This window comes from Bacteroides sp. OM05-12, assembly GCF_003438995.1.
Lineage (GTDB): Bacteria > Bacteroidota > Bacteroidia > Bacteroidales > Bacteroidaceae > Bacteroides.
The window spans coordinates 87,662-113,065 of sequence record NZ_QSUN01000003.1 but is presented as its reverse complement, the minus strand read 5'-3'; the positions used below and the strand labels follow the sequence as shown (position 1 = coordinate 113,065).

Annotated in this window: 11 protein-coding genes; 8 read left to right on the top strand and 3 right to left on the bottom strand. The window is 39.7% G+C overall.

All coding sequences use genetic code 11. From position 1 onward, the window contains the following. Positions 1–4: 4 nt before the first annotated feature. The 7 genes from DXB63_RS03790 to DXB63_RS03760 all read left to right on the top strand — a co-directional run bounded on the left by DXB63_RS03790 (position 5) and on the right by DXB63_RS03760 (position 14,346). Positions 5–784, top strand: coding sequence for a glucose-6-phosphate isomerase family protein (locus DXB63_RS03790; RefSeq protein ID WP_122125067.1), 780 nt, complete (start codon positions 5–7; stop codon positions 782–784). 36 nt (positions 785–820) lie between these two features. Beyond that, the gene (locus DXB63_RS03785; RefSeq protein ID WP_122125066.1) at positions 821–2,251 is read left to right on the top strand and encodes a sugar porter family MFS transporter; all 1,431 of its coding nucleotides are present in this window, start codon (positions 821–823) and stop codon (positions 2,249–2,251) included. Positions 2,252–2,456: 205 nt separating this feature from the next. Next, positions 2,457–5,579, top strand: a complete 3,123-nt coding sequence (locus DXB63_RS03780; RefSeq protein ID WP_233522772.1) for a TonB-dependent receptor — start codon at positions 2,457–2,459, stop codon at positions 5,577–5,579. Positions 5,580–5,591: 12 nt separating this feature from the next. After that, positions 5,592–7,124 (top strand): RagB/SusD family nutrient uptake outer membrane protein, encoded by a 1,533-nt coding sequence (locus tag DXB63_RS03775; RefSeq protein WP_122125065.1) that lies wholly within the window; start codon positions 5,592–5,594, stop codon positions 7,122–7,124. A gap of 65 nt (positions 7,125–7,189) precedes the next feature. Then, positions 7,190–10,384, top strand: a complete 3,195-nt coding sequence (locus tag DXB63_RS03770) for a glycoside hydrolase family 66 protein (RefSeq protein WP_122125064.1) — start codon at positions 7,190–7,192, stop codon at positions 10,382–10,384. Positions 10,385–10,429: 45 nt separating this feature from the next. Continuing rightward, positions 10,430–11,554, top strand: coding sequence for a T9SS type A sorting domain-containing protein (locus tag DXB63_RS03765; protein WP_122125063.1), 1,125 nt, complete (start codon positions 10,430–10,432; stop codon positions 11,552–11,554). 128 nt (positions 11,555–11,682) lie between these two features. Next, positions 11,683–14,346 (top strand): RICIN domain-containing protein, encoded by a 2,664-nt coding sequence (locus tag DXB63_RS03760; protein ID WP_122125062.1) that lies wholly within the window; start codon positions 11,683–11,685, stop codon positions 14,344–14,346. 310 nt (positions 14,347–14,656) lie between these two features. Here the strand turns inward: DXB63_RS03760 and DXB63_RS03755 are convergent, their stop codons facing one another. The 3 genes from DXB63_RS03755 to DXB63_RS03745 form a co-directional block, all read right to left on the bottom strand. Beyond that, entirely contained in the window at positions 14,657–15,232 is a 576-nt protein-coding gene (locus DXB63_RS03755; protein WP_122125061.1) for a DUF4858 domain-containing protein, read from the bottom strand. A 171-nt stretch (positions 15,233–15,403) separates the two neighbouring features. Continuing rightward, positions 15,404–17,698, bottom strand: coding sequence for a bifunctional dihydroorotate dehydrogenase B NAD binding subunit/NADPH-dependent glutamate synthase (locus DXB63_RS03750; RefSeq protein WP_122125060.1), 2,295 nt, complete (start codon positions 17,696–17,698; stop codon positions 15,404–15,406). 206 nt (positions 17,699–17,904) lie between these two features. Beyond that, positions 17,905–22,341: a T9SS-dependent choice-of-anchor J family protein gene (locus tag DXB63_RS03745; protein WP_122125059.1), complete on the bottom strand. Its 4,437-nt coding sequence runs from the start codon at positions 22,339–22,341 to the stop codon at positions 17,905–17,907. A 224-nt stretch (positions 22,342–22,565) separates the two neighbouring features. On the opposite strand from DXB63_RS03745, the gene DXB63_RS03740 reads away from it, so the two are divergent. Then, on the top strand, positions 22,566–25,391 hold the full coding sequence (locus tag DXB63_RS03740; protein ID WP_122125058.1) for a M6 family metalloprotease domain-containing protein: 2,826 nt from the start codon (positions 22,566–22,568) through the stop codon (positions 25,389–25,391). Positions 25,392–25,404 lie beyond the last annotated feature (13 nt).

The following is a 25,404-nucleotide window of genomic DNA, read 5'->3' as shown; positions in this document are numbered from 1 at the left end:
TACAATGAAATTTAATCCCGGTTTTAATATAGAGCCTACGACAAATCCGATGGGGTTTGTCTATGGCACCGATGTTTTTGGGCCTCAGGTTGAGAACAGATATTTGAAAGACATTCGTAAAAGTTTGTCAGATCCTGATTGTGAAGGGCCCGAAGTGGTTTATGCAATAGCGATGGATGTCGGTAAAAAGATTCATGCTGAATTATTGAAAGATATGCATCTTTTATATGGAGTAGTGACCTATGCTGCCGGAAAATTAGGAAAAGAACCTATACGCAGTCAGGGACATATTCATTGGATATCCAAGTTTAGTCATTGGTCTACTCCGGAAGTATATGAAATATGGTCGGGTGAAGCTATTATTTATATGCAGGAATATGCGGAAGATAATCCCGGACGTTGTTTTGCTGTTTATGCCCGTCCCGGAGATGTTGTAATTGTTCCTCCATACTGGGCACATGCTACAATTAGCGCTAATCCGGATAAGCCATTGACTTTCGGCGCTTGGTGTGATCGTGATTATGGCTTTGAATATGAGGGCGTTCGCAAGCATAAAGGCATTGCATGGTTTCCTGTCTTTAACGAAAAGAATGAAATTGAATGGCAAGCAAATCCCTTGTATGAAGAATCAAAGCTGATTTGTAAATCTCCTGCGGATTATTCATCGCTTGGCATTGTAAAAGGTGAATCCATTTATACAACTTTTGAGAAGAACCCGGATACATTCTTATACGTTCCCCGGCCGGAACTTAAAAAAGAGGTATGGGAAAGGTATGAGCCTTAAATTTGAGAATTAGTAACCAGTCATAATTTAATTACCATGAAAACAGAGTATAATAGTAAGTTGATTTATATTATCGCAGTGGTTGCAGCAACAGGCGGACTTCTGTTTGGCTTTGATACCGGTGTAATCTCCGGAGCTATTCCTTTCTTCCAGAAAGATTTTGGAATAGACAATAATATGATTGAAATTGTCACAGCTTCCGGTTTATGCGGAGCTATTCTTGGAGCACTGTTTTGCGGAAAAGTAACGGATACGTTAGGACGTAAGAAAGTAATATTGGCTTCGGCTGTTATTTTCGCCATTGGTGCATTATGGTCGGGATTTGCTCCTGATGTTTATCATCTTATAGCTTCGCGTTTATTCTTGGGAGTTGCTATCGGTGTCTCTTCTTTTGCCGTACCTTTATATATAGCGGAAATTTCTCCTACAAAGAAACGCGGAGCTTTGGTCTCCATGTTTCAATTGATGATAACTATCGGAGTATTGGTGTCTTATCTTTCTGATTTGTTTTTCGCTGATGACAGTAAAATGGATTGTTGGCGTCCAATGTTCTATGTGGGTGTAATCCCTGCAATCATTTTATTTGTCGGTATGATTTATATGCCGGAAACTCCGCGTTGGTTGATGAGCCGTGGCAGAGAATCGGAAAGCTTGGCTATCCTGTCGAGAATTGAATCTCCGAAGGTAAGAGATGAGGCTTTCAAAGCAATCAAGGATGAGGTATCTAAAAGCCGCGAAGAAAAATCCAGTTATCGTGAACTGTTTAAACCGTGGTTGCGTAATGCTGTGATAATTTGTGTCGGCATTATGTTCTTCCAGCAGTTTGTCGGAATTAACACCGTAATATATTATAGCCCCAAGATTTTCTTAATGGCGGGATTTGAGGGAACAGTGTCTGCTATTGGGGCTTCAGTAGGAGTAGGAGTGATAAATCTGCTTTTTACGATTGTTTCGGTTTATTTTGTTGATAAATTGGGGCGGCGCAAACTCTTTTTTACCGGTTTAACGGGAATTACTATCTCGTTAGTCTTACTTGGGATTTGCTTTGCATTTTCCGGTTCGCTTGGCGAAATGGGTAAATGGTTGTCTATTATATTGGTTTTCTTTTATGTGGCGTTCTATGCCATCAGTATAGGTCCGTTGGGTTGGCTTATCATTTCCGAGATCTTTCCTCAGAAACTAAGAGGTTTGGGCTCTTCTTTGGGTTCTTTATCTGTATGGTTCTTTAATAGTATTGTGTCTTTTACTTTCTTCAAAATAGTTCATGCTTTTACGATAGAAGGTACGGAGATATATGTGGAAGGTGAGAATCTTGGGAATCCGGCAGGTGCTTTCTGGTTCTATGCAGTAATAGCTTTTGCGGCACTTATATGGGGATACTTCTATGTTCCGGAAACGAAAGGAGTTTCTTTGGAAAAGATTGAGGAATATTGGCGTAAGGGTGGTAAGCCGCGTCTGTTGAAATAGGAATTCTTTAATAAGATATTGGAATAATATCAATAAATAGGAATGGGAAAGCTTATTATGGTAAGATATCATAATAATCAGCTAAAATGATGGAAAGAACGTATGTCGTTTAACTGTAATTTTACATTCGTCATTCAATGCTAACCATAATTCTTTTGTTTAATTGAAATTTAAGTTGATTGTAATAATGAAAAACACAATGAATATGAAAACAGAGTATCTATGTAAAAGTCGCATGAAGCATACTTTGCTTATCGGGACTGCGATGTTTCTTATCTCTCCAATTGCTGTTCATGCAACTGGTATTACTGACAATCCGAGTGAGGGTAGTACAATGGGAGTCATGCATGTAACACAACAAGAACAAACGGTAAAAGGTACGGTGAAAGGGCAAGATGGATTACCTGTTATTGCCGCAACTGTTTCCCAAAAAGGAACTAATAATGCTACCATTACTGATTTGGACGGTAATTTTACACTGAAAGTCAAAGGGCAACGTCCTGTATTGGTTTTTTCTTATATAGGATACGTTACTACCGAAGTGAGTGTTTCTGATAAAACATTTATTAATGTAGTAATGAAAGAGGATGTTGAGACTTTGGATGAAGTGGTAGTAGTGGGGTACGGAACGATGAAAAGGAAAGATGTTACAGGTGCGGTTTCTTCAGTCAAATCATCTGAAATCACCAAAAATGCAACATCAAATGTTATGCAAGCTATTGCCGGAAAAATGTCCGGTGTTCAGGTTGTACAAAACTCCGGTGCTCCCGGTGGAGATGTCTCCATTCTTGTACGTGGACTCGGTACTATCAATGATGCTTCTCCTTTATATGTTATAGATGGAGTTCCGGTTAGTGCAGGCATGTGGTATTTGAATCCTAATGATGTGGAGTCCATAGACGTTTTAAAAGATGCTTCGGCTACAGCCATCTACGGTTCACGAGGTGCCAATGGAGTCGTGATGGTTACGACTAAGCAAGCGCAAGAAGGCCATACGGAAATTAATTTTGATTATAGTTATGGCATACAGCATTCTGCAAAGACATATAAGATGATGAATGCAGCGCAATATGCCGCTTTGCATAATGAGATGCGTACCAATGCGGGACCTGAGTATTCTTTGAATCCAGCATTTGCCGATCCTGAGTCTTTGGGTGTTGGTACTGATTGGACGGATGCTATATTCCATACTGCACCGATGCAGAAAGTAAATCTTTCTATTCTGGGAGGAAATCAAAAAATAAGTCACGCCACTTCTTTAGGGTATTATACTCAGGATGGTATTATGAAAAACTCTTCCTTTGAACGTCTGAGTTTACAATCAAACATTTCTTCCAAAATAGCTTCCAATGTAACGGTTAGAGCAAATGTAAATTTAAGTGCGGAAAACAGACGCAATCAACCGGTCGGAACGGTAATTCAAAATGCGATGCGTATTCTTCCGTCTATTCCGATAAAAGATGAAAACGGAGAATATGCAGGTCCTACGGGTAATGCCGAGTGGAATGGTAATGCACTCAACCCAGTGGCTATTATCAACGAACAAAGTTACCGGATGAAAGGCTTTCGTATGTTGTCTAATATATCTCTTGAATGGGAAATCATCAAAGGTTTGAAATTTAAAACAACGGGAGGAGCTGAATTAGGATATGATTATAATAACTCATACATACCTAAATACAAATGGGGGATGAATGAGTCGAAGAATACGATGCAGTCAATTGCTTCCGTTTATGAGCAATTATATTTGTGGGATAATATTTTGAACTATGATAGATCTTTTGGAAAGCATAAATTGAATGCAATGGTTGGTACGTCTTATCAGGAATATAAGAAAGAATCCGTTTCCGCAGCAGGGTCAGGACGTGCCAGCGAACTTACGACTGAATTGGATAACGCAACCAAAGCTACGGATGTTGGTGGTAACTCTTTACGGTGGGCATTAATGTCATACATGACACGTTTGCATTATTCTTTTGATGATCGTTATCTGTTGACTGCAACTTTTCGTGCCGACGGTTCTTCTAAGTTCGGAAAAGATAATCGTTTTGGCTTTTTCCCATCTTTTGCTGCTGCATGGAATGTAGCCAATGAATCTTTTATGCAAGATGTGAAACCTATTTCCCAATTGAAACTTAGGGCTGGTTATGGACAGACCGGTAATCAACATATCGGATCTTATACATTTGCAGATAAATTGAGCGTAAACGGTGTTTATAATTTTGGTTCCCAACGTGGCTTTGAATCTAATTTAGTGGATTTGATTTATCCGTATTTGTTGTCTAATCCATCTATAAGATGGGAAGCTGTGGAGCAATATAATGTAGGTATTGATATAGGCTTTTTGCAGAATCGCATCGTTGCAAATATTGATTTTTATAAGAAAAATACGATAGATATGCTCACAAAGAAACCGGTACCTCAAACCAGTGGTACTTCTTTGGAACAAGGTGATTGGCCTCCGGTAAATATTGGTAAAGTATTGAATAGAGGTTTTGAGTTTACTATTAATACTAAGAATTTTATAGGAGAATTTAAATGGGAAACCAATTTGAATATGAGTTTCAACCATAATGAAGTTGTTTCTATCGGAGGGCCTGAAATCTTAAACGGAGTAAGTCTTATTCGCGAAGGAGAGTCTATTAACTCTTTCTATGGTTACAAATTAGGAGGAGTATATCAGACGCTTGATGAAGTCTTTACTGGTCCGGTAATGGAGAATCGTGCTGCGGATAAAGCTTCTCATAACCCTTATAAAAATACTTCTCCCGGTGATATGTGGTTTGTGGATGTAGATAAAAACGGAAGTATAAATGATTTGGACCGTACTGTAATCGGTAATCCGTCACCTGATTGTTTCTTTGGATTTAACAATACCTTCAGTTATAAAAACTTCGATTTAAGTATATTCTTTCAAGGTGCTTTGGGAAATCAGGTATGGAATGGAGTCAGAGCCAGCCATGAAAGTATGAACAGTACATATAATCAGTTAGCTTCAACTTTGGAAAGATGGAAAGGGGAAGGTACCAGCACTTCAATGCCACGTGCTATTTATGCTGATCCGAATAATAATTCCCGGGCATCGACTCGTTGGTTGGAGAACGGTTCTTATGCTAAGTTGAAGAACTTGACTTTCGGATATACGTTCCCGCAGCAATGGACAAGTAAAGCGAAAATTAAAGCATTACGTCTTTATGTTAGCTTCGATAATCTTTGTACGATAACTAATTATTCGGGATTAGATCCTGAAGTGGGTTTAAATGGGCTTGATTATGGTGTATATCCTTCTGCTCGTACATATATGTTTGGTGCATCTGTTAAATTCTAATAATATAAGACTATGAAAAAGTATATTTATATATTCACCTTTTTAGGATTATCGCTCTGCAATCAGAGTTGTATGGATAAATTGGAGATATTACCCAATGATCAGATTATTACTGATAATTTCTTTGAGAAAGGTACTGCTGAAGAAATTGAAAGTGGAGTTAATTCAATGTATCAGCGATTACAAAGTTCGTATATGTATAACCTCCGTATGTGGACTCTTGATATAGTGGCAGGTGAAGGTAGTGTAGGAAATGAAGCCGGAGGCAATGGGTTGGAGACGACTCAATTAGCTAATTTTATAACAACCAGTGATAATTCCGGTGCTAAGGAACTATGGCGTGGACCGTGGGCAGGAATTAGCCGTACGAATTGGATTTTGAATAATGTAGATAATGCTGTTCACGTAGATCCGGATAAAATTATTCAATATAAAGGTGAAGCTCATTTCTTGCGTGCCTTGTATTATTTCAATCTGGTTCGTTTATTCGGTGATGTTCCTTTGATTAAAATTCAACAAACGGCTGCACATGATTTGCAGGTTCATCGAGCTCCTAAGGAACAGATTTACGAGTTAATTATACAGGATTTGAAAGATGCGGCATCTCTGTTGCCCGCGCAATATGAACAATCTTCTGATATAGGTCGTGCTACGAAGGGAGCTTCTTTAGGGTTATTAGCCAAAGTTTATTTAACGTTGAAAAGATATGATGATACCATCTCGACGATTGAAGAACTGGAAACTTTGAATGTTTATTCATTGAATAAGAAGTATGACTGGAATTTTGATTATTCGCGCGAGAATGGTCCGGAAAGTCTGTTTGAAGTACAATATGAGAAAGATGTAACGACTTATGCGGAGTTCGATATTCTGGGACAAGGTGCTTGGCATAATGATTATTTGGCTCCTTTGGCTCCTATCGCTATTGGTGGTAGATGGGGTAACTTCGGTTGGTTTGCCGTTTACCAGGAATTTGTTGATTCTTATGAACCAGGAGATTTGCGTAAGAAAGTTTCTGTGTGGTGTCAAGGTGATCAGTATAAAGGATGGTCTTATGATCCTTCATGCTCACAGACCGGTCATAATGTTAAGAAGTTCTTGTGTGAAGATATAGGTCAGGATCGTGCAATGGATAGTCCTCTTAATTTTCCGGTACTTCGCTATGCGGATGTATTGCTCATGTATGCAGAGGCTTTGAATGAAACAGGACATACCAAAGAAGCATGTGCACCTGCAACTTCTTATGAAGAAGGCGGACCGTTAAATCGTGTTCGTGCCAGAGCGGGCTTACCGAATGTGGATACGGAAGATCAAGCCGAGTTGAGAGAAATTATTCGTCATGAACGTCGTATGGAACTTGCCTTTGAAGGTGGACATCGTTGGTTCGATTTGATTCGTTACGATGAAAATGGTGAGTATGCGAAGAAGTTCTTCCATAGTATAGGTAAAACCAATTTCACTACTCCGAAGCATTTATTGTTACCTGTACCAATGGATGATATTGATGCGAATCCTAATTTAAGACCGAATAATCCGGGATATTAAGGCAAAATCATTTATTAATAGTAGTAGAGAGCCATAAGCCAATGGCTCTCCAATAAGATAAGAACATGAAAAAGAAAATATTGATGTCCTCAGGGTTGCTATGTTTGTTTTTGTCGATAAATGCCCATGATGATTTGGTTTATAGAACCCGGTCAGGGTGGTCTTTTGATATCGGTAGTCAAGCTCATATTTCGCAGACGGTAGATGCCTCTTTCCTAGGGGGAGCATGCGTTGGCGATTATGACGGGGACGGTTTGGCGGATCTTTGTGAAATTAAATTAGATAGTGAAAACATCCAATGGGTATGGAAAATAAATAAAGGTAAAGGTAATTGGATTGAAGAAAGCCCGATTAGTTTTGGAGTTAGTGAAGCAGACAAATGTGTTGTCGGTGATTTTAATGGTGATGGAAAAAGTGACATCGCTGTTATGCGGTCGGGTTCAGGAGCGCTGGCTACTTGGTATATCGATTTTTCCCCTTGTGAGGGAAATTTCGATGCCAAAGGTCAGTTCGGCTTACCGGGGGATATCCCGCTTGCCGGTGACTTTAACGGTGATGGAATAGATGATATTGCTGTTTATCGTCCTTCTACAGGGACATGGTACGTAGCCTTTTCTTCTTTGACCGGATATCCGGAGTTTGATATGCCTTTAGCCATTAATGGAGTTATTTTTGGTACAGCGGAAGATATACCTTTTACCGGTGATTTTAATGGAGACGGCTATACGGATATGGCACTTTATCGTTCTTCAACCGGTCAGATTCTTATTAATTACTGGTCGGCAGATAAACCAAGGTTTGAGCATTATGCAGATATTAATGGTTTTGGGGCTGTTGACCGTGCTATAACTGTACCGGTATCGGATGTCTTGAGTGTTATGGCGGCAGATATGGATAATTCACGTCCGGTAACGCTTCCTTTGGCAACAGTGGAAGAAATGGGAAAAGAAGTGAATCTACGTCATGGATGGACATGTATTTTTGATAATTCTTTGGATGTGGATAAGTGGGCACATAATTTGAAAGCGGCAGGAATAAATACATTGGAATATCACCCCTGGATGAGAGCTCATGAGGAAATTGCTCCTCAAACAGAGACATGGAATACCTATGTAGGTGATGATCGTCTTTGGACAAGCAAAGATATGATGAAAAAGAAAATTGAAAAGTTCCGTAGTATTGGTGGACGTTCTATTTGTTATACAGGTATATACGCCGCAACTCCGGCTTTTGCACATGATTATCCTAATTGGGCGATGCGTAATGCCGCTGATCGTAGCTTTATAACTTATGGAGGTTCTTATCTCTACTTGATGTCCACTAATGAATCGGTGAATGCTCCGTATATTATAAATGGAGATACATACAAGAATTTCAATGACTATTTTGTTTCCCAAGCTGTAGAAGCTCAAAGAGAATATAATTGGGACGGGTATCGTTGGGATTGGTATGGCTTGCCTGATAGTTATGTTTGTGACGGGACTTCTATTACCTGCAATTTTTCGAATGAGATGGCACCGTTGGTTAACCGGTTGGATTTAGCTGTAAAAGGTGAACGTGCGGATGTGACGACTACGGCTTTACAGCTTCCGTCAACAAACGGGAATGTGCCTCATTATACCACAGGAGCGGTAGCCAATCATCAATTTATGGAACTTTGGCCTTTTGGTACAGGAACGAAATATACGGATCTTTATCGTGATATTTATGAAGCGAAGTCGCGTTACCCGGATAAACCTGTATTTGCTAACTTCTATCCTCCGGCAGAAATGAATTTGAAGACAAGTTGGCCGAAGCAGAATATTGATTATCAGTTCGCTACTTGTCTTTCTGCAGGTGGTTATCCGGCAGCACAAGTAGTTGATGGAGTAGCAGGCTTCACTGACCCGGTTCCTTTTCATGCGGTAAATTATCCGGTGGAAGTTCTTGAGCGCATTGCCCGTTGGAATGAATTTACGGAGGCTTATGGAGGTTATCTTTATTATTCTAATCACGCTTATGTGATTGCCGATTATAATAATTCGGACTTGTCGTTGGATGATAATATAGCAGGAGTTTATGCAAAACTGAAAAAACGTTGGGATAAACGTACCCGTCGGGTTGATGCAATGATTATAAATCTGATCAACTATGGTACTACAACTGAATTGCGTTGGGATGCGGTTAATGCTACACCGCAAAGCAGAGCAGTTGGCGTTTCTTTTACGTTACCGGAAAATGTTGTTCCGACTGATCTTTATTGTGTAACTCTGGAAGGTCGTCAGAAGGTGAATTATGTAAAGGAAGGGACTAAAATAAAAGTATCATTGCCGACACTTGATACATTTGCAACCTTAGTACTTAATTTGGATAATGCTTCCGGAATGCTGGATGAGATGGATGATGATGCAATGTCATTTGATATTTTTCCATTCCAATATGATGCAAAAGGAGAAACTTTGCGTCCGGCGCAGTGTGATGCTGTTTCTGTTCTTGATGACCAGGAACCGTTGATTGTTGCTAATGATTATAATGGTAATATCTCTCAGACAAGTATTATTACGGATGCATTTGCCGGAGAAAGGGCATTGCAGGTAACTCCGGGTATAATTCGTTTTACGACTACTTCTGATGGGGCGATACGGGTACCTATAGATCAGTTTAATCGATTCAAGATAGCTATTCGTTCCAATAATACTACGGCTTGCTGGTTTGGCTTCCGTCTGATAAAACCATCTGATAGTTCTCCGGTATGGGAAACCAGGGATATATTCTATCGTGTAGGTTATTCTCAGCCTGGACTGGCTTATCTTACTTTAACTCCTGTAAAACCAATAGTTGGTGAGTGGGTAGAGTATGAAAGAAATATTCAACAAGACTTGGTGAAATTGTGGGGAGAAGATTGGGCAAATGCCATAGTCATCTCTGTTCACTTAGGACCGGTAGACCGTAATAGTGCGGATTACGACAATTTAATTTTTATGTCGGAAGGATATTCCGGTATCGATTCGATTAAAAAAAAAGATGAAGCCGTAAGTGTTTATTTTGATGATGAGGGCTGTATGCAGATTGTTTCTGGTGAGATGCAAGAAGAATCTCTTTATGAGGTCCGGTTGGTAGATTTAGGAGGACGTATTTGCTATAAAAGCAGGACTAAGTTTAATAACGGGGTTCTTTCCTGTCATGTTCCTACACTGTCACAGGGAGCTTATCTGTTGACGATTAACGATGTAGAGCAGCGTCATTTCAATCAATTATATTCCTCGGTAATATTCCGATAAAAAAGAAGTATAGATTCATTATTGTATAATTTAAATTTAATGGTTATGAAAAAGTTAACACTTGTATTTTTAGTAAGTTTAATGACCGTTTTTTCTTACGGTCAGAATAAAGACGGTATTGTGTATTGGTCTGCTGAAGCCGGTTATCAGTTTGATTTTGATTTGGATGGTAAGATTGACCTTACAGTTCCTACTCAGACAAAAGATGTGGCTATATCCGAGGTTTTTGTATACGATGCCAATGGTGACGGTTATTTTGATTTGTGTGAAGTAGATCGTTCTTGTTCTGTAGATCAGCTTATTCATTGGAAATTCTATTATAATGATGGGAATAACAACTTTGTTGATCCGCAAGATATTATTTATGGTATGGCAGTTGGAGATAAAGCTCTTACCGCTGATTTTAATGGAGACGGAATCGGTGATGTAGCTATTCGTCGTGATAATGAATATGGCCTTTGGTGGCTGATGCATTTCTTTTTGGAAGATGTTGCAGATGTAAATCTAGCTTTTGGTATTACGGATACGGATGCATTGTTAGCAGGAGATATGAATAATGATGGTCTGGCAGATGTCGTTTTATACGATAAGGGTGCATGGTTGTGTTCATTTACTCCTTCTACTACCGAACATAAGGTTCCGGACTTTGCCAATCAGGATATAGCTAATATGCAGTTTGGAACTAAAAACGACATTCCTGTATTGCTTGATGTAGATGGTGATGGATATGATGATATGGCTCTTTGCTCGGTAAATGATGAAGAGGTCAGCGTAAACCTGCATAGTGCGGATAAACCGGAAAATAATGGTTATAGCAAAAGCGGACGAGGTAGTTTTGATTTGACTTTTGATATGCCTTCAGGGATTAATCCGACTTGTGTACGCGGTGTGAAGATAGGTAAGGGTACTGTCAACGGTATTAATGCGATGAAACAAGATGAACCTGTATCGGTTTATCCTACAATAATTGTGGAAAACACTTCGTTTACAGTAAAGACAGCTTCCGATAATGCCAATATTTCAGTTTACAATGTAATGGGACAATTGATTAAAGCCGTTTCTGCCGATAAAGATGTCACCGTACAAGCTGAAGGTTGGAGCAAAGGAAACTATTATGTTCGTGTTGAATCAGGAAATAATATTGTAACCAAGAAACTTATTGTGAGATAGTCTTGGTATGATTAAGATTCCTTTTCGACAAAGAGAAGAATTAAATACATTACTAATATAATAATTAATCTTTTCCGGCTGGGGCTGCCTCTTTTAAAGCAGCCCTCCGGTCAAGACTCTATTTTCATATGAAATCATATCTATGTTTTAGTTTGTTCGTCCTATTTACCATGATCTCTTGCCGTAGTGAGAAAATCTATTCCGAGTGGAGTTTGCAAAACAGGGAGAGTGGTGAATATCTGGGTGAGAAAGAGGGATCTTTTTGTTTTGCAGTAGAACCTTCCGGAGATGAATATCTTTGGATTATTGAGAGTACTCCCGGCGAAGAGTTCCTGATAAAGAATAAGAAGAGTGGGAAATATTTGCAGCTTGATGGAGGTAAAGTCGTTTGTGCTGCTTCTGCTGATGGAGATCAGGAGAAGATGAAATGGCAATATGGGGGCTTTGACTTTGTAACGCAAAAGAATTGTGGCTGGTATACATTGGAGAATAATGCGTCGGATAAAAATTTGCATTTGGCGCGTAAAGAAAACGGCGTTGTAATGGATGCTTCGAATCGTGTGGAAGATTTTAGTTCACATTGGAATATTGTGCGTGAGAATGGTTCCGACCTGTCTTTTTCGATTACTCCCGAGAAAGTTGTTGATGCTTCTTTCCTTGGTACAAGAGAAGCTGTTGCTGTTTCGGATACGGAAATAGTATCTGATTATCATGGTAAGAACAGTTGGACATTACAGAAAGATATATCTTCTTTCCCTCGTTTTACAGCCGAAAATAATCCGATGCTGGTTGCACTTTATAATATGGCTTTGGAAGAAATGCAGTTGGATGTGCGCACGGACAGTACATTTATGGCAGGTGCTTTATGGCCTGATACTTGGACGCGTGATGCGGTATACAGTATTTATTTTTCTTATGCATGGATACTTCCCGAAGTTTCACGTAAGACTTTGGAGAAGCAGACTTTGCAGAATCCGAAAGAAGCTCTTCAGGACACTGGTAGCGGAGGCTCTTGGCCTATTTCTACAGATCGTGTCGTATGGGCAATGGCAGCGTGGGAATACTATTTATATACAGGAGATAAGACTTGGCTGGAATCGGTATATGATGGTTTGAAATATACTGCATTGAAAGATATTCATGTTGCTTTCGACCCGAATGTGGGCTTGTTTAAGGGAGAGACATGCTCGATGGATTGGCGTACACACACTTACCCTAACTGGTTTATTAATTCGGTGATAGGAGATTCATTCTCCAGTGGTACGAATGCGTTGCATAAGTTCTTTTATCAGTTCTTGGGAACTGCGGGACGTATTATTAACAAGCCGTCCGAGGAGATTGCCATGTGGGATAAGTATTGTAATATCGTGAAAGAGAATATCAATAAACGATTTTGGGATGAAAAGCAAGGTTGCTATACTTGTTATTTGTATCCGGAATATATGGGATATAAGTCTACTCAGAGAGTAGGGGTAATGTCAAATGGTCTGGCTGCTATTTTAGGGGTGTCCACTTCTGAACAGAGTACCCGAATGGTGGAGAACTTCCCGCTTTATCCTTATGGAGCTGCGGTTTTATATCCGAGCATTCCCGATGATTTTTCTTATCATAATAAGAGTGTATGGCCGGTTTGGCAAACACCTTATATGTATGCAGCCCGTGATGCCAAGAATTCTGCTGCTGTGGAGCATATGATGAAGTCTCTGATAAGAGCAGGTGCGTTGTTTTTAACCCACAAGGAGAATATGACTTATGATACGGGATACGATCGTGGCACGGCGTTGAATTCTCCTCGTCAGTTATGGTCGGTGGCATCCTATATCAGTATGGTTTATCGTGTATTATTCGGAATGACTATGACGGAAGAAGGCATTGTCTTTTCTCCGGTTGTTCCGGATCTGGTAAATGGCAAGTTGTCTTTGGCTGATTTCCATTATCGGGATGCAAATCTGAGTATAAATATCTCAGGAAAAGGAAATACCGTTAAGAGCATTAAGGTAAACGGAGAAGAGCAGAATATGCCTTATCTGTTTCCGTCAACGGCAAAGGGAGATTATGTGATTGACCTTGTAATGACTACCGAAAAGGCAAGTAATAAAATGAATCTGGTACAAGCCGGTCCTCGCAAAGACTGGTCTCCGGTAGAACCTGTATTGGAGCAGGATGGGGAAATGATTAATTGTGAAGTAGTACCGGGTTTAAGCTATTTCTTATGCGGTAAAAATATTGCAGACAAAGAGATAACATTGCCTTATGATCTTAGCGGAGAATCAAATGGTTTCTATTCCGTTTATTCAATGGATAAGCAAGGATTTAAATCAGATTGTTCCAATCCGGTTATCAAAACTGATTGGCAGAATGTTTTTGAAGCTGAAGATGCGGTCTCTAGAGGAGCCTTTAGTAATGTTCATTCCGATTATTCGGGAAGAGGTTTCGTTGTAGATCTATGTGCGAAACCGGCTGATTTTGTCTTTACAATAGATGTTCCGGCTGATGGAGACTATGCTTTGGTTCTTTCCGGTGCAAACGGGCATGGTCCGGATGGTACTTATTGTGCAATTCGTTCTGTGTATATTGATGATCAGGATGCCGGATCATTTATTCTCGAAGCTACAGGCGATTGGAATAAATGGTTGAACTCAAATTATGTAGTGAGAGCACTGAAAGCCGGACGTCATACTGTCAGCCTGAAGTTTAATCCGGAGGATAGAGGATTCGATTTTAATATGTCTCATGGTAGAGAAAACGCGAATGATTATAATCTTGATTATCTGAAAGTGATCCGGATGTAATCCTCTTTCTAGAGGAGTAGAATATTAGATTTATTAAGATACGGTCGATTGTTTGCAAACGATAGGAGTTTGTAATCAATCGACCGTATCTTTGTCTTCAAAGGACCGTATGTTTGTTTGCAAACGTCCTGATGTTTTTTTCAATCAACCTGATGCTTTTTAAAAACATCAAGGTCATTTCTTATTTATTCTCAAAGTGAGTAGGTGAAAAGCGTAAAGTATATACAGAAAACGATGGGGAGGATTATGCCCGAATTTATTAACACAAGCAACAGAATCACCACCGCCAACAAGTGAGAATGCACCGTTTTTAGTAGTTTTTCCAAGCATTGGCGTGCTCGGCATTATGCAGTCTTGCCCTGCCTTTTTTGCTGAAGATTCTTTGTAATAGATCTTCGGCAGAGAAAGAATAACTTATTCCGGGACCTATTGGTGCTAATACTCTGCCGCCGATTCCGGGTAAAGGTGTGGTAACTTTATAATTCCTTACCGGTCCATTACGTAAACTGAATTTTACAGCCATTGGATATATGTAAGATTGACCTGTGACCGGATTCTCATCATATCCGGTAAAAATGCCGTAAGGATGCAATGTCAGATATATTCTTCTTTTCCGTGGAATGCTGTCGGTAAAGTAAGTTGGAAGATTTGTCTTGAATTTCAAGGATGGTTTCTCCGTATCCATTAACGGAGATAAATCGAATGGCTTTTCAAGTGATGGAGATTCTAGCCGTATGTTTCCTATTTCCTCTGCATTCAATTTTAGTTCTTTCTCACCTGATAGAAACTTCTGTAGTTTCAGTGAATCTTGAGATGTCCATTGTGCATTGGCTGCAATGACTCCCGCAACAAATAGGAATGATAAAGAGCAGAATCGTTTGTTCATCAGGTAAACAACACTTTTGGGTTCTCGACAAAAGTAAGTTTTTTTGAGTTCGCCTACTTGTTTGAACTGTTATTTAGTCTTATCGTTAGGATTTATTAAGTGAGAATAATATAAAAAATATAAACCGGTCTAAACTTGCCCGGTTTATATTTTATGATGTGTAGATGAGTCTCATTTTAACTTTTCATGCATGGCGGCTGCGGCTCTACGTCCGTCGCCCATGGCAAGGATGACAGTTGCTCCGCCGCGAACGATATCACCCCCTGCATAAATCATCGGTATGGAAGATTCCATATTGTCGTCTACATTGATTGTGCCTTTTCTTCCCAGTTCAAGTCCCGGAATGGAGTGAGGAACAATCGGATTGGGCGATACGCCTACGCTGACAATAGCCATGTCGATGTCGATTGTCTCCGTAGCACCGGGGATTGCGACAGGACTGCGTCGTCCGGAAGCGTCGGGCTCTCCAAGCTCCATCTTCTGAAGTATAACTTGTTTAACTTTTCCCTGTTCATCTGCAATGTATTCAATAGGATTATGCAACGTCAAGAACTCGATACCTTCTTCTTTTGCATGTTTTACTTCTTCGATACGTGCAGGCATTTCTTCTTCGGAACGACGATAGATAATCATGGCACGCTCTGCGCCCAGGCGTCGAGCCGTACGCACGGAGTCCATTGCCGTATTACCGCCACCGATTACCGCTACGCGTTTTCCGAGTGTGACCGGAGTATCGGAATCTTCACTGGCTGCATCCATCAGGTTGACACGCGTCAGATATTCGTTGGAAGACATGATATTGATGGAGTTCTCTCCCGAAATACCCATGAAATTGGGAAGTCCTGCACCGGAAGCTACGAATATACCTTTGAAGCCTTCTTCTTTTAATTGTTCTACGCTGATAGTCTTACCTACGATACAGTCCTTAATGAAAGTGACTCCCATTTTAGACAGATTATCGATTTCCACATCGACAATTTTATTGGGTAGGCGGAATTCGGGAATACCGTATTTAAGCACACCACCGATTTCGTGAAGAGCTTCGAATACAGTTACGTCATAACCATACTTAGCCATATCTCCGGCAAAAGAGAGTCCGGCAGGTCCGGAACCGATAACAGCAACTTTAATACCGTTCTTTTCAGCTATGGCGGGGACGGATATCTGTCCGCTTTCACGTTCATAATCAGCTGCAAAACGTTCCAAATAACCGATGGCTACTGCTTCTTTACCCATCTTTAGGTGGATACATTTTGATTCACATTGCTTTTCTTGTGGACAAACACGTCCGCATACAGCTGGAAGGGCACTTGTCTCTTTCAAGGTCTGTGCTGCTTTGAGGAATTCTCCCCGTTCGATATTCTTTATGAATTTGGGTATATTGATACCTACGGGACATCCGCTCATACAGGATGGATTGACACAGTCGAGGCATCGTTTTGCTTCCGTCAAAGCCTGTTCTTCTTTTAATCCTAAATTAACTTCTTCTTTACGGCTGTGTGAACGGTATTCCGGGTCAAGTTCATTCATCTTAACCCGTGGAATGTCCGTACGTTCTTTGGCTTTCATGCTTTTACGTAACGCTTCACGCCAAGGAGCATTGCGGTCATCCGCTTCTTTTATCGCTTTTGTAGCTTCGCATACATCTTGATGATCCAGTTTGTGAATCTCATTGCGTTCTATTTCTTTGAAAGCTCCCATACGTTTCAACATCTCATCGAAGTCTACTTGGTGTGCATCGAATTCCGGCCCGTCCACGCAAACGAATTTTGTCTTTCCGCCGACAGTAATTCGGCAAGCACCACACATACCTGTTCCGTCCACCATAATTGTATTAAGAGAAACATCTGTGGATATGTTATATTTCTTCGTCAGCAACGATACGAATTTCATCATGATAGCAGGGCCGATGCAGAAACATTTATCTACTTTCTCACGTTTAATGACTTCTTCAACACCTTCGGTTACAAGGCCTTTTTTTCCGTAAGAACCGTCATCCGTCATAATGATTACTTCGTCAGAACTTTCGCGCATTTCCTTTTCAAGGATGATAAGTTCTTTGGTACGACCTGCAAGCACGGTGACAACCCGGTTGCCGGCAGCTTTCAAAGCTTGTACTATCGGGAGGAGAGGGGCAACGCCTACACCGCCTCCTGCACATACTACCGTTCCAAAATTTTCGATGTGAGTAGCTTGCCCGAGCGGTCCTACTACGTCCGTGATATAATCACCCGCTTCCAACTGGCAAAGTTTGGTAGAAGATAAACCTACTTCCTGCACCACTAAGGTGATTGTTCCTTTCTTGGTATCGGCAGCAGCAATAGTCAAAGGCATACGTTCACCTTTTTCACCTACACGTACGATTACGAAATGTCCGGCCTTGCGTGACTTCGCAATCAATGGAGCCTCTATTTCTAACTTGAATACTTTTTCGGAAAAGTGTTCTTTAGATATAATTTTATTCATGTTAGTCGTTAATATAATATTATTTTAGCCTTGCTGCTATCAGATTGATATTTATGCAAAGATAAGCGGTTTGGTTGGAATAGCAAAGGAAAAAGAGGATAGATATTCTTTTGATAAAAAACTTGTTATAATAAAAAGGTGTACCAAAACAAGATAATAATGATTTCTTGTGTTCGGTACACCTTTGTATATGCAGTTGCCAATTGTTACTTCACGATAACCTTGGTTATTTTGCCGTTGAGGTTGATTAGATAAACTCCCGGTTCAACGGAAATGTTTTCTTCATCGGTTGCTTTTGATTGTGTAATCAATTTGCCGTCCATCGTGTATATTGTCAGGTTATAGCCTTCCGCTCCTTTTATCAAGATAGTGCGGTATTCGGTATTAATGAACGGATATTGCATGATAGCTTCAATAGAAGAAGGCTGTACAGAGATGGTTATAACATTGGAAGGCAGAGATTCGCCTCTATCGTATACCACGCTGACTGTGTATGTATGTTCTTCTACGGAAGGTTTGGCATCCAAGTAAGAAACTTCTCCTATCGGTTGGGGCGTGATCTTTTCTCCGTCACGATATACATTATATCCTTGAATTTCTATCGTGCCTGATCCTTCTACTGGTAGATATGAAATATCATCGAGTAGGAGTCCGAACTTGTTGGAAGAGATGTAACGTATAGCAAAATATTTAGCATCCTTTGGTAATTGATAGGTGAATTCCGACCATTCTAATGAAGAAACCTCGTCGCTCTCCAATAAAGTGAAGCTTTCGATATTATCATTGGTTGATGATGTCAAAATTTCAAACTCTTCGGCTCCATATTGATTGGTCGCCTCTTTTGACCAGAATGAAAGTACACTTCCCCCTACTATTTCCGGAGATATCAGCCAATCATCATTTTTAGGATCTACAGTAGGTTCTTCGTCTCCGGGCATTATACCACTTGAAGCAAAACTGATTAAGTATTGATCTCCGGAATGTGATTTCCATCCTTTATTGCTCACTCCGAGATAAGATGGATTCCATACCTGGAATGCCATAGGTGCTCTCTTATTATCATATTCATCCATATCTTCTGCCGTATAAGTCTTTTGACCGTCTCCATCATAAAGTTTCCAAGCTCCGATATTTTTGATAATCAAAGGCTTGTAAGATTCAATGTCATCTGTTATCGGTAATTTGACATCGGTATTCGGTTCCTCCCATGATAAGGAAACATCTGCTCCGATCTGTTTTCCCTGTAGGTTGGTTACTACAGGATAAGTAGGAGAGATGATAGTCAATTCTTTGACTTCACTTTGGTTGTTTGATTCATTGTTATCACCTGCATAAACGATTTTAGCCTGATAGGTTCGTTTCTTTCCTGTATCGAAAATAGAAGTCTGGATTGGGAAATGGAACATTGCTTCTTGTCCGGAATATAATTTCTCTCCGTTTTGAGTCTCTACAACTTTTCCATCCATGTATAACTCTACATTATAATTATCGCTTTCCTGTCCTTCATTTCTAACTAATACTGAAATATACTCTTCTTCGTTGACATTCATTTTAGAAGGAACATTGAATGTGATTAATGCCATATCCCGGTCAGGAATGTTTTCGATACTGACATTATCTACAAGTATGACTCCTTCCCAGCCGGCAGCATATCCCTTAAATGCAAACTGGAAGTTTTCTTTACCGGAATATTCTTTCAGGGAGAGCAGGTGTTTGTTCCATCCCTCATTCCCGTTATTTAGTGCGATTCTTTCTCCAATTTGCGTAAATGGGTTTCCTTCCACTGAGACTAATATTTCGAGATAGAATTTTTCTGCCGGTTGTCCGGATACATGATACATCCAGAAAGTAAGTGCCGGATTAGTCCCTTGTTTTAGAGAAATAATAGGAGATTGTAATAGACCTTCAATGTCGAAATCATCCATATTACCGAAATAAGCCATTCCATTGTCTCCATCTTGCGCATCGGCTTGTGTATCGGCATCTGTAGCCAGTGCCCAGGATTGACTGCCGTGAATAACTTTTGTTGTCCATAAAGTCGTAGCTGCTTTGGCATTGGCAAATGATTCATGGAATGGAATTTCATAAGCAGCACCTGCAATGACTTCTTTTTCTATTTGAGCACTCTTGCCCATTGTTGATGATACAACAGTAACTGCGTATTTAAGAGACACTTGTTGATCTTCGGTAGAAAGAGGGGGATTCTCATCTGTGAATGTTAATTCTTTCGTAGAACCAAGTTCATCGTATTGATAAAGCAGAGGGTTGTACCGATATACTTTATAGGTTAAGTTCTCTGGATTAAGATATCCGCCTGATGTACCTACTGTCGGAGCTTCCCATGTCATTTCAACTTTGTCTGCTTTTCCGATAAGACGTAAGTTTTCTACCGCACTTGGAATATCCTCCCCTACATATACGGTAATGGATATACTTTCTCCTTCTCCGTCTTCATTGTTGAATCCGGTAATCCGGTAAGTATTCATTCCATGAATTGCATTTTCATCCGTCCAACTTAGAGCTGCTCCCATTTGTGGAGCGTTAAACACCTGAATTGCTTCTGTTTCCCTACCTTTGTATATTTCAATTTTGGAAAGAGAGTTCAGTGTTTCACCGTTGTATTTTTTTGTAGGTGCGTTGAAGCTGAGAGTAGCCTTTAATTCCCCAAGCGGAGCTGCTTTTGCTTCCAGATTGGTTACTGCACCCGGACCTTGCATGGAGGCTCCTTGCTCCAGTTTAATGTCGTCGAGGAGGATGTAGTATTTGTCCGGATCACTATATGCATTGAAACCTATATAATAGTTTCCGGCTGTTGGAGCTTTGACGGCTACCGTATAAGCCTCGTAGTCACCGCTTGCTGTTACAAAATGATTCAAATCCAATAAAGTTGTAGTTTGACTTTCTACGGTATTGGCTGTGCCTAAAGTTATTTTTAGGTTTTCTTCATTGTAGGTACTCGTTTTCAAACGGAAGGATAGTTTGTATTCGCAATCTGTTCCGAGTTTTATAGGCGGTGTTATAAACCATGCTGTTCCTTCATAAGAAGAACTATAACGGTACTTCATTGCTTTTTCGGAGCTTTCCCATTCCCACATATTGCCATCGGAATTAACAGTAAGATTTGTGAAAAGGTCTGTATCTTCTTCTGTATCGAAAGATACATAATAAGGAGGTATTATAGCGTCTCCGCAAATAAGTTTATTCGAACTGACTGTTTCTCCTGTTAAATCTCCGGCATACGATGTTACTTGATAGTAATAGCTGGCCAATTCTTTAGGCAGATTTTCTGTGAATGTTGTTTGTGTATGATTGGATGCGACAGTGACTTCACCGGGATAGCGAACTATCTTATAATGAAGAGATGACTTATCTAGGAATCCTCCATGTAGAGTCTCTGTTGGGGCATCCCAAGTAAGTGTCGCTTTATCGTTTGTTTTTGCAAATGTCAGATTTGAAACTCTTACCGGGGCATCCTTCCCGATATAAAGAGATATGGAAGAAATTGGAGAGTCTCCATAGCTATTTCCGGTTTTTACGGAAATAGTATGTGTGCCTGTCGTCATTGTTTTAGGAGTGCTGAAATTACTACCCGCTGCAGCGGAATAGGTCTTGGGAGTTTCCTGATCAATTTGAAGACTGATATCTATCATTCCCGTAAGGGCTTCTCCGGAAAATGTTTTTGATGGTACGGTAAATGAAATTGTTCCTTCAAGATTTCCTTGTTCAAATGTAGCTTTTAAGTCGTTTACGGCGGCAGGTGCATCAGGTAAAGCATCCGGATCTTCAACATATAAACCTACTACCTGTTCATTTTCGGGCATAGAACTGATTAAGGTAGCGTTACCGGAAGCAATATTGATTTCATATAATCCGCTGGTGGCGTCTGCCATTCGTGCACACCAGTATAATTTTCCTGTAAGGTTACTGAATGCCATGGATTGAGAACCATCGGGGTCTATCCCTGTTTCTCCTATTTTAGAGGTGGTACCGTTGCTTTTGTCTACAGAGTAGAACCCTCCTTCTTCTGATATACCATATAATATACCGGCAGAATTGGATGCCAAAGTAAGTAGATGTACAGGCATATCGATTAGGATCGGTGTAAGTTTACCATCTTCTAGATTAACAGAATTAAATCTGTATTTTTTGTCATCGTCAATACTTATTGCATATCCTTTCTTTGAAATAGGATCGTAAGTACAGGCTGAAGTCATGTAATCGGAGCGGGAAGGATAGTAGCTTACTTTATCTTTTTCTTTTTCATAGGTTTCTGTGCTATATTTATAATAACTTAATGAAAATAAAGTTCCGGAATATTCATATAGAGTTGAAAAATAATATTTTCCATCAGCGTATATGCCATTAACTCCGGTCAAGGTATTGTCAGCTTTAGTTTTAGTTACTTCGGTATTCTCTTTAACCGGAAATGAGTAGAAACCGTAGGCTGTGAAACTTGGTCCCCAACCGTTAGCGCGAATTACACTCCCATGTAGTATTGTCTCGTTACCTTGGGAAGAAGTCTTAAACATTTTTGTTTTGACAGGATTTGTTTCTCTTTGGAGAACTTGAGCGGATGAAAGCATCGGGAGAATCAGTAAAACTGATAAAGCACTTAAAATCCCTTTTTGTCGTCTTTTAATCATAGTAAAATGGCTTTAAATTAATAATAGGAAATAAGAACTCTTTTGGTAATCACTGGTTTTATGAGTGATTATTGTTTTTTATGCGTATATACTTTTAAGTATTACAATTTGTGATTTGTATCAGCCATTATAAAATTATCTAATGCTGCAAATATAATTAAGTTATTTTATTTATAAGTAAATAATATTATTTATTTTTGTAATCGAACATTAAACTCAATTTTATGCACAAGATTTCTCATGCGGCAATATGTATGTTCATATTGTTTTTAATTGGTATCCATGTGTATGGGGTACCGGCTAAACCTAGCCCTTTTACTTTTAAACAATCTGATGGTAGTGAAATTATGGTACGTCTCTTTGGGGATGAGAATTATCATTTTTATCTTTCGGAAGATGGAGTCTTATTATTGCCTGATGCGCAAGGCGATTTTTATTTTGCAGAACAGGAGTCTGATGGAGCAGTGAAAAAATCAGCTGTTTTAGCTAAGAATGTAAATCAAAGAAATGCTTCCGAGCAGTTGTTTGTTTCATCCTTAAACAAAGACCAGTTACTAAAGAAGTATGAAACCCGATATGCTGCTAATAATCAGATGAAATTTAGTGCTCCAATGAAACGGGCTTCCTCTGCTTATCCGACAAAAGGGCAACAGAAAGTATTGGTTATTTTAGCGGAGTTTTCTGATGTCCATTTTCAAACGGAGAATCCGAAAGAGGCTTTTTATCGGTTGATGAATGAACCGGGGTATTCTGAAAATGGCGGAACCGGAAGTGCTAGAGATTTTTATATGGAAAGTTCGTTTGGACAATATGAACCTATGATTGATGTTTATGGACCGGTGGTATTACCTCATGAAATGAAATATTATGGTGCTCCATCAGCTGGTGCCAATGATATTCGTCCTGCGGAAATGATAAGAGACGCTTGTCAGTTACTAGACTCGGAAATTGATTTCTCTGAGTATGATTTGGATCAGGACGGAGCTATTGATAATGTGTATCTCTTTTATGCGGGATATGGTCAGGCTGATGGAGGTAATGTAAATACGATTTGGCCTCATGCTTGGTATGTATGGCAAGGAGCACGTATAATGGCAACATTTGATGGAGTGCAGTTAGACCGTTATGCTTGTTCCAATGAAATCCAATCCGGAAGTAATGAGATGGTAGGCATTGGCACATTCTGTCATGAGTTTGGACATGTGTTGGGATTACCGGATTTATATTCTGCAAGTTATTCGAGTACGGAGCATCCGGGAAACTGGACTTTGATGGCATCGGGCTCTTATAATAATAATGGAAAAACTCCTCCTTATTTTAGTGCTTATGAACGTTATGCTTTGGGGTGGATAACTCCTAAAGTAATTAATCCTGCTGATACAGTGTTTGTTTTGCCTGCTATTTCAACCAATGAGGCTTATATGATTAAGACGAATAAAGAAAATGAATATTTTCTGTTGGAGAATCGTCAACTAAAGAAGTGGGATACTTATCTCCCTGGGCATGGAATGCTTGTTTGGCATATTGATTATAATGAGTACGTTTGGGCGAGAAATACTGTCAATGACAATTCTGCACATCAATATGTAGATATTGAAGAAGCAGATGGAATAGCTTCGGATGCAACGAGAACTGGTGATCCTTTTCCCGGAACATCAGGTGCTATAAGCATTACAGATGATACTAAACCTGGATTGCTGGCTTGGGACGGTAGTCGTAGAAATATAGGAATATATAATATTTATGAGACAGCGGATTCTATTATTTTATTTGATGCAATCGATACTACCGTGAAACTGGATGCGGGAGTAACAAAAGAAGCGACAGAGGTAACTCCGGTTTCCTTCCGTGCAAATTGGGAAAAGGTTGCAAATGCCACTGGTTATGTAATAGATGTGTATAAGAAGAATGCCCAAAACGGGAAAGAAGTGCTTGCTTATTTAGACGGCTATCGTGCTAAGCAAGTAGGAAACGTAGATTCGGAAGTAATATTGAACTTAGAACCTGAAACTGATTACTATTATACTGTCAGAGGAAAAGGGAATACTTATATCGGTGATTACTCAGAAGAAACAGTTGTGAGAACACTTGATAAGGATTTTCGTTTTTTTGCTCCGGTAGTTACAGCGGCAACAGCTGTTACCTCTAATTCTTTTACTGCAAATTGGGAATTGATGGAAGAAGCGCAGAGTTATCAGGTATCCGTTTATAGATTGGAAAAAGGAGATCTTTATTATGAAATAAATGATTTTTTTAATGGAGTAAAGGTTCCTGAAGGATGGGATACGAATTGTACTGTGACTTATGCCGCTCCCGGATATTTTGGGAAGGAGTCTCCTGCTATTAGTGCTAATAGAGATGGTACTTATGTGCAATCTCCTATTGGAGAGGACGGAGTAGAGTCTCTAAGTTTTTGGTATAGAGGTTCTTCAAATTTAGCTGAAGATAGTAAATTGAATATCTACGGCTATAAAGATGGTGAATGGAAGATTCTGACTAAAATAGAATCGATAGAAAAGAGTCTTGGTGGTGCAGAAGTTACCTTAGATGCGAGCCTGATCGGGGATTCTTGTTTTGCAATACGGATTGAACATAAACGTCCGACAGCAGGAAGTGTGGCGTTAGATGATATTGTTGTTGGTTATAGAAGCATTGTCAATGTGGAATTACCGGAATATACCGATACGAATGTTATGGATAAGTTGTATTTGCAAGTTTCAGGTTTGGAACCGAATACCATTTACGGATATAAGGTAAAAGCCAATAACGGAGTCTTGGATTCCATGCCTTCGGACTTAAAAGTGGTACGTACATTAGAGGCTGGAAACAGTATAGAGACAATAACAGAAGTTTTTAATTGGTTTGTGTCGGATAGGAAATTAATATTAAAGAATTATAGTGCAGAATGTATTGATGCAGAAGTTTATACTATTTCCGGCATTCTTTTGGATAAAGTATCTTTGGGAATTGGTACGACGGTGATTGCTTTACCTGATAATAATATTTATATCATGAAAGTTGACGGGAAGGTATATAAGATTATTCTTTAATTAGTATTTCCCC

Coding starts and splice junctions, on each gene's coding strand:
- DXB63_RS03745 (WP_122125059.1), bottom strand. CDS start 22,341: ATGATTAAAAGACGACAAAAAGGGATTTTAAGTGCTTTATCAGTTTTA.
- DXB63_RS03765 (WP_122125063.1), top strand. CDS start 10,430: ATGAAAAAGTTAACACTTGTATTTTTAGTAAGTTTAATGACCGTTTTT.
- DXB63_RS03780 (WP_233522772.1), top strand. CDS start 2,457: ATGAAAACAGAGTATCTATGTAAAAGTCGCATGAAGCATACTTTGCTT.
- DXB63_RS03775 (WP_122125065.1), top strand. CDS start 5,592: ATGAAAAAGTATATTTATATATTCACCTTTTTAGGATTATCGCTCTGC.
- DXB63_RS03750 (WP_122125060.1), bottom strand. CDS start 17,698: ATGAATAAAATTATATCTAAAGAACACTTTTCCGAAAAAGTATTCAAG.
- DXB63_RS03755 (WP_122125061.1), bottom strand. CDS start 15,232: ATGAACAAACGATTCTGCTCTTTATCATTCCTATTTGTTGCGGGAGTC.
- DXB63_RS03790 (WP_122125067.1), top strand. CDS start 5: ATGAAATTTAATCCCGGTTTTAATATAGAGCCTACGACAAATCCGATG.
- DXB63_RS03770 (WP_122125064.1), top strand. CDS start 7,190: ATGAAAAAGAAAATATTGATGTCCTCAGGGTTGCTATGTTTGTTTTTG.
- DXB63_RS03760 (WP_122125062.1), top strand. CDS start 11,683: ATGAAATCATATCTATGTTTTAGTTTGTTCGTCCTATTTACCATGATC.
- DXB63_RS03785 (WP_122125066.1), top strand. CDS start 821: ATGAAAACAGAGTATAATAGTAAGTTGATTTATATTATCGCAGTGGTT.
- DXB63_RS03740 (WP_122125058.1), top strand. CDS start 22,566: ATGCACAAGATTTCTCATGCGGCAATATGTATGTTCATATTGTTTTTA.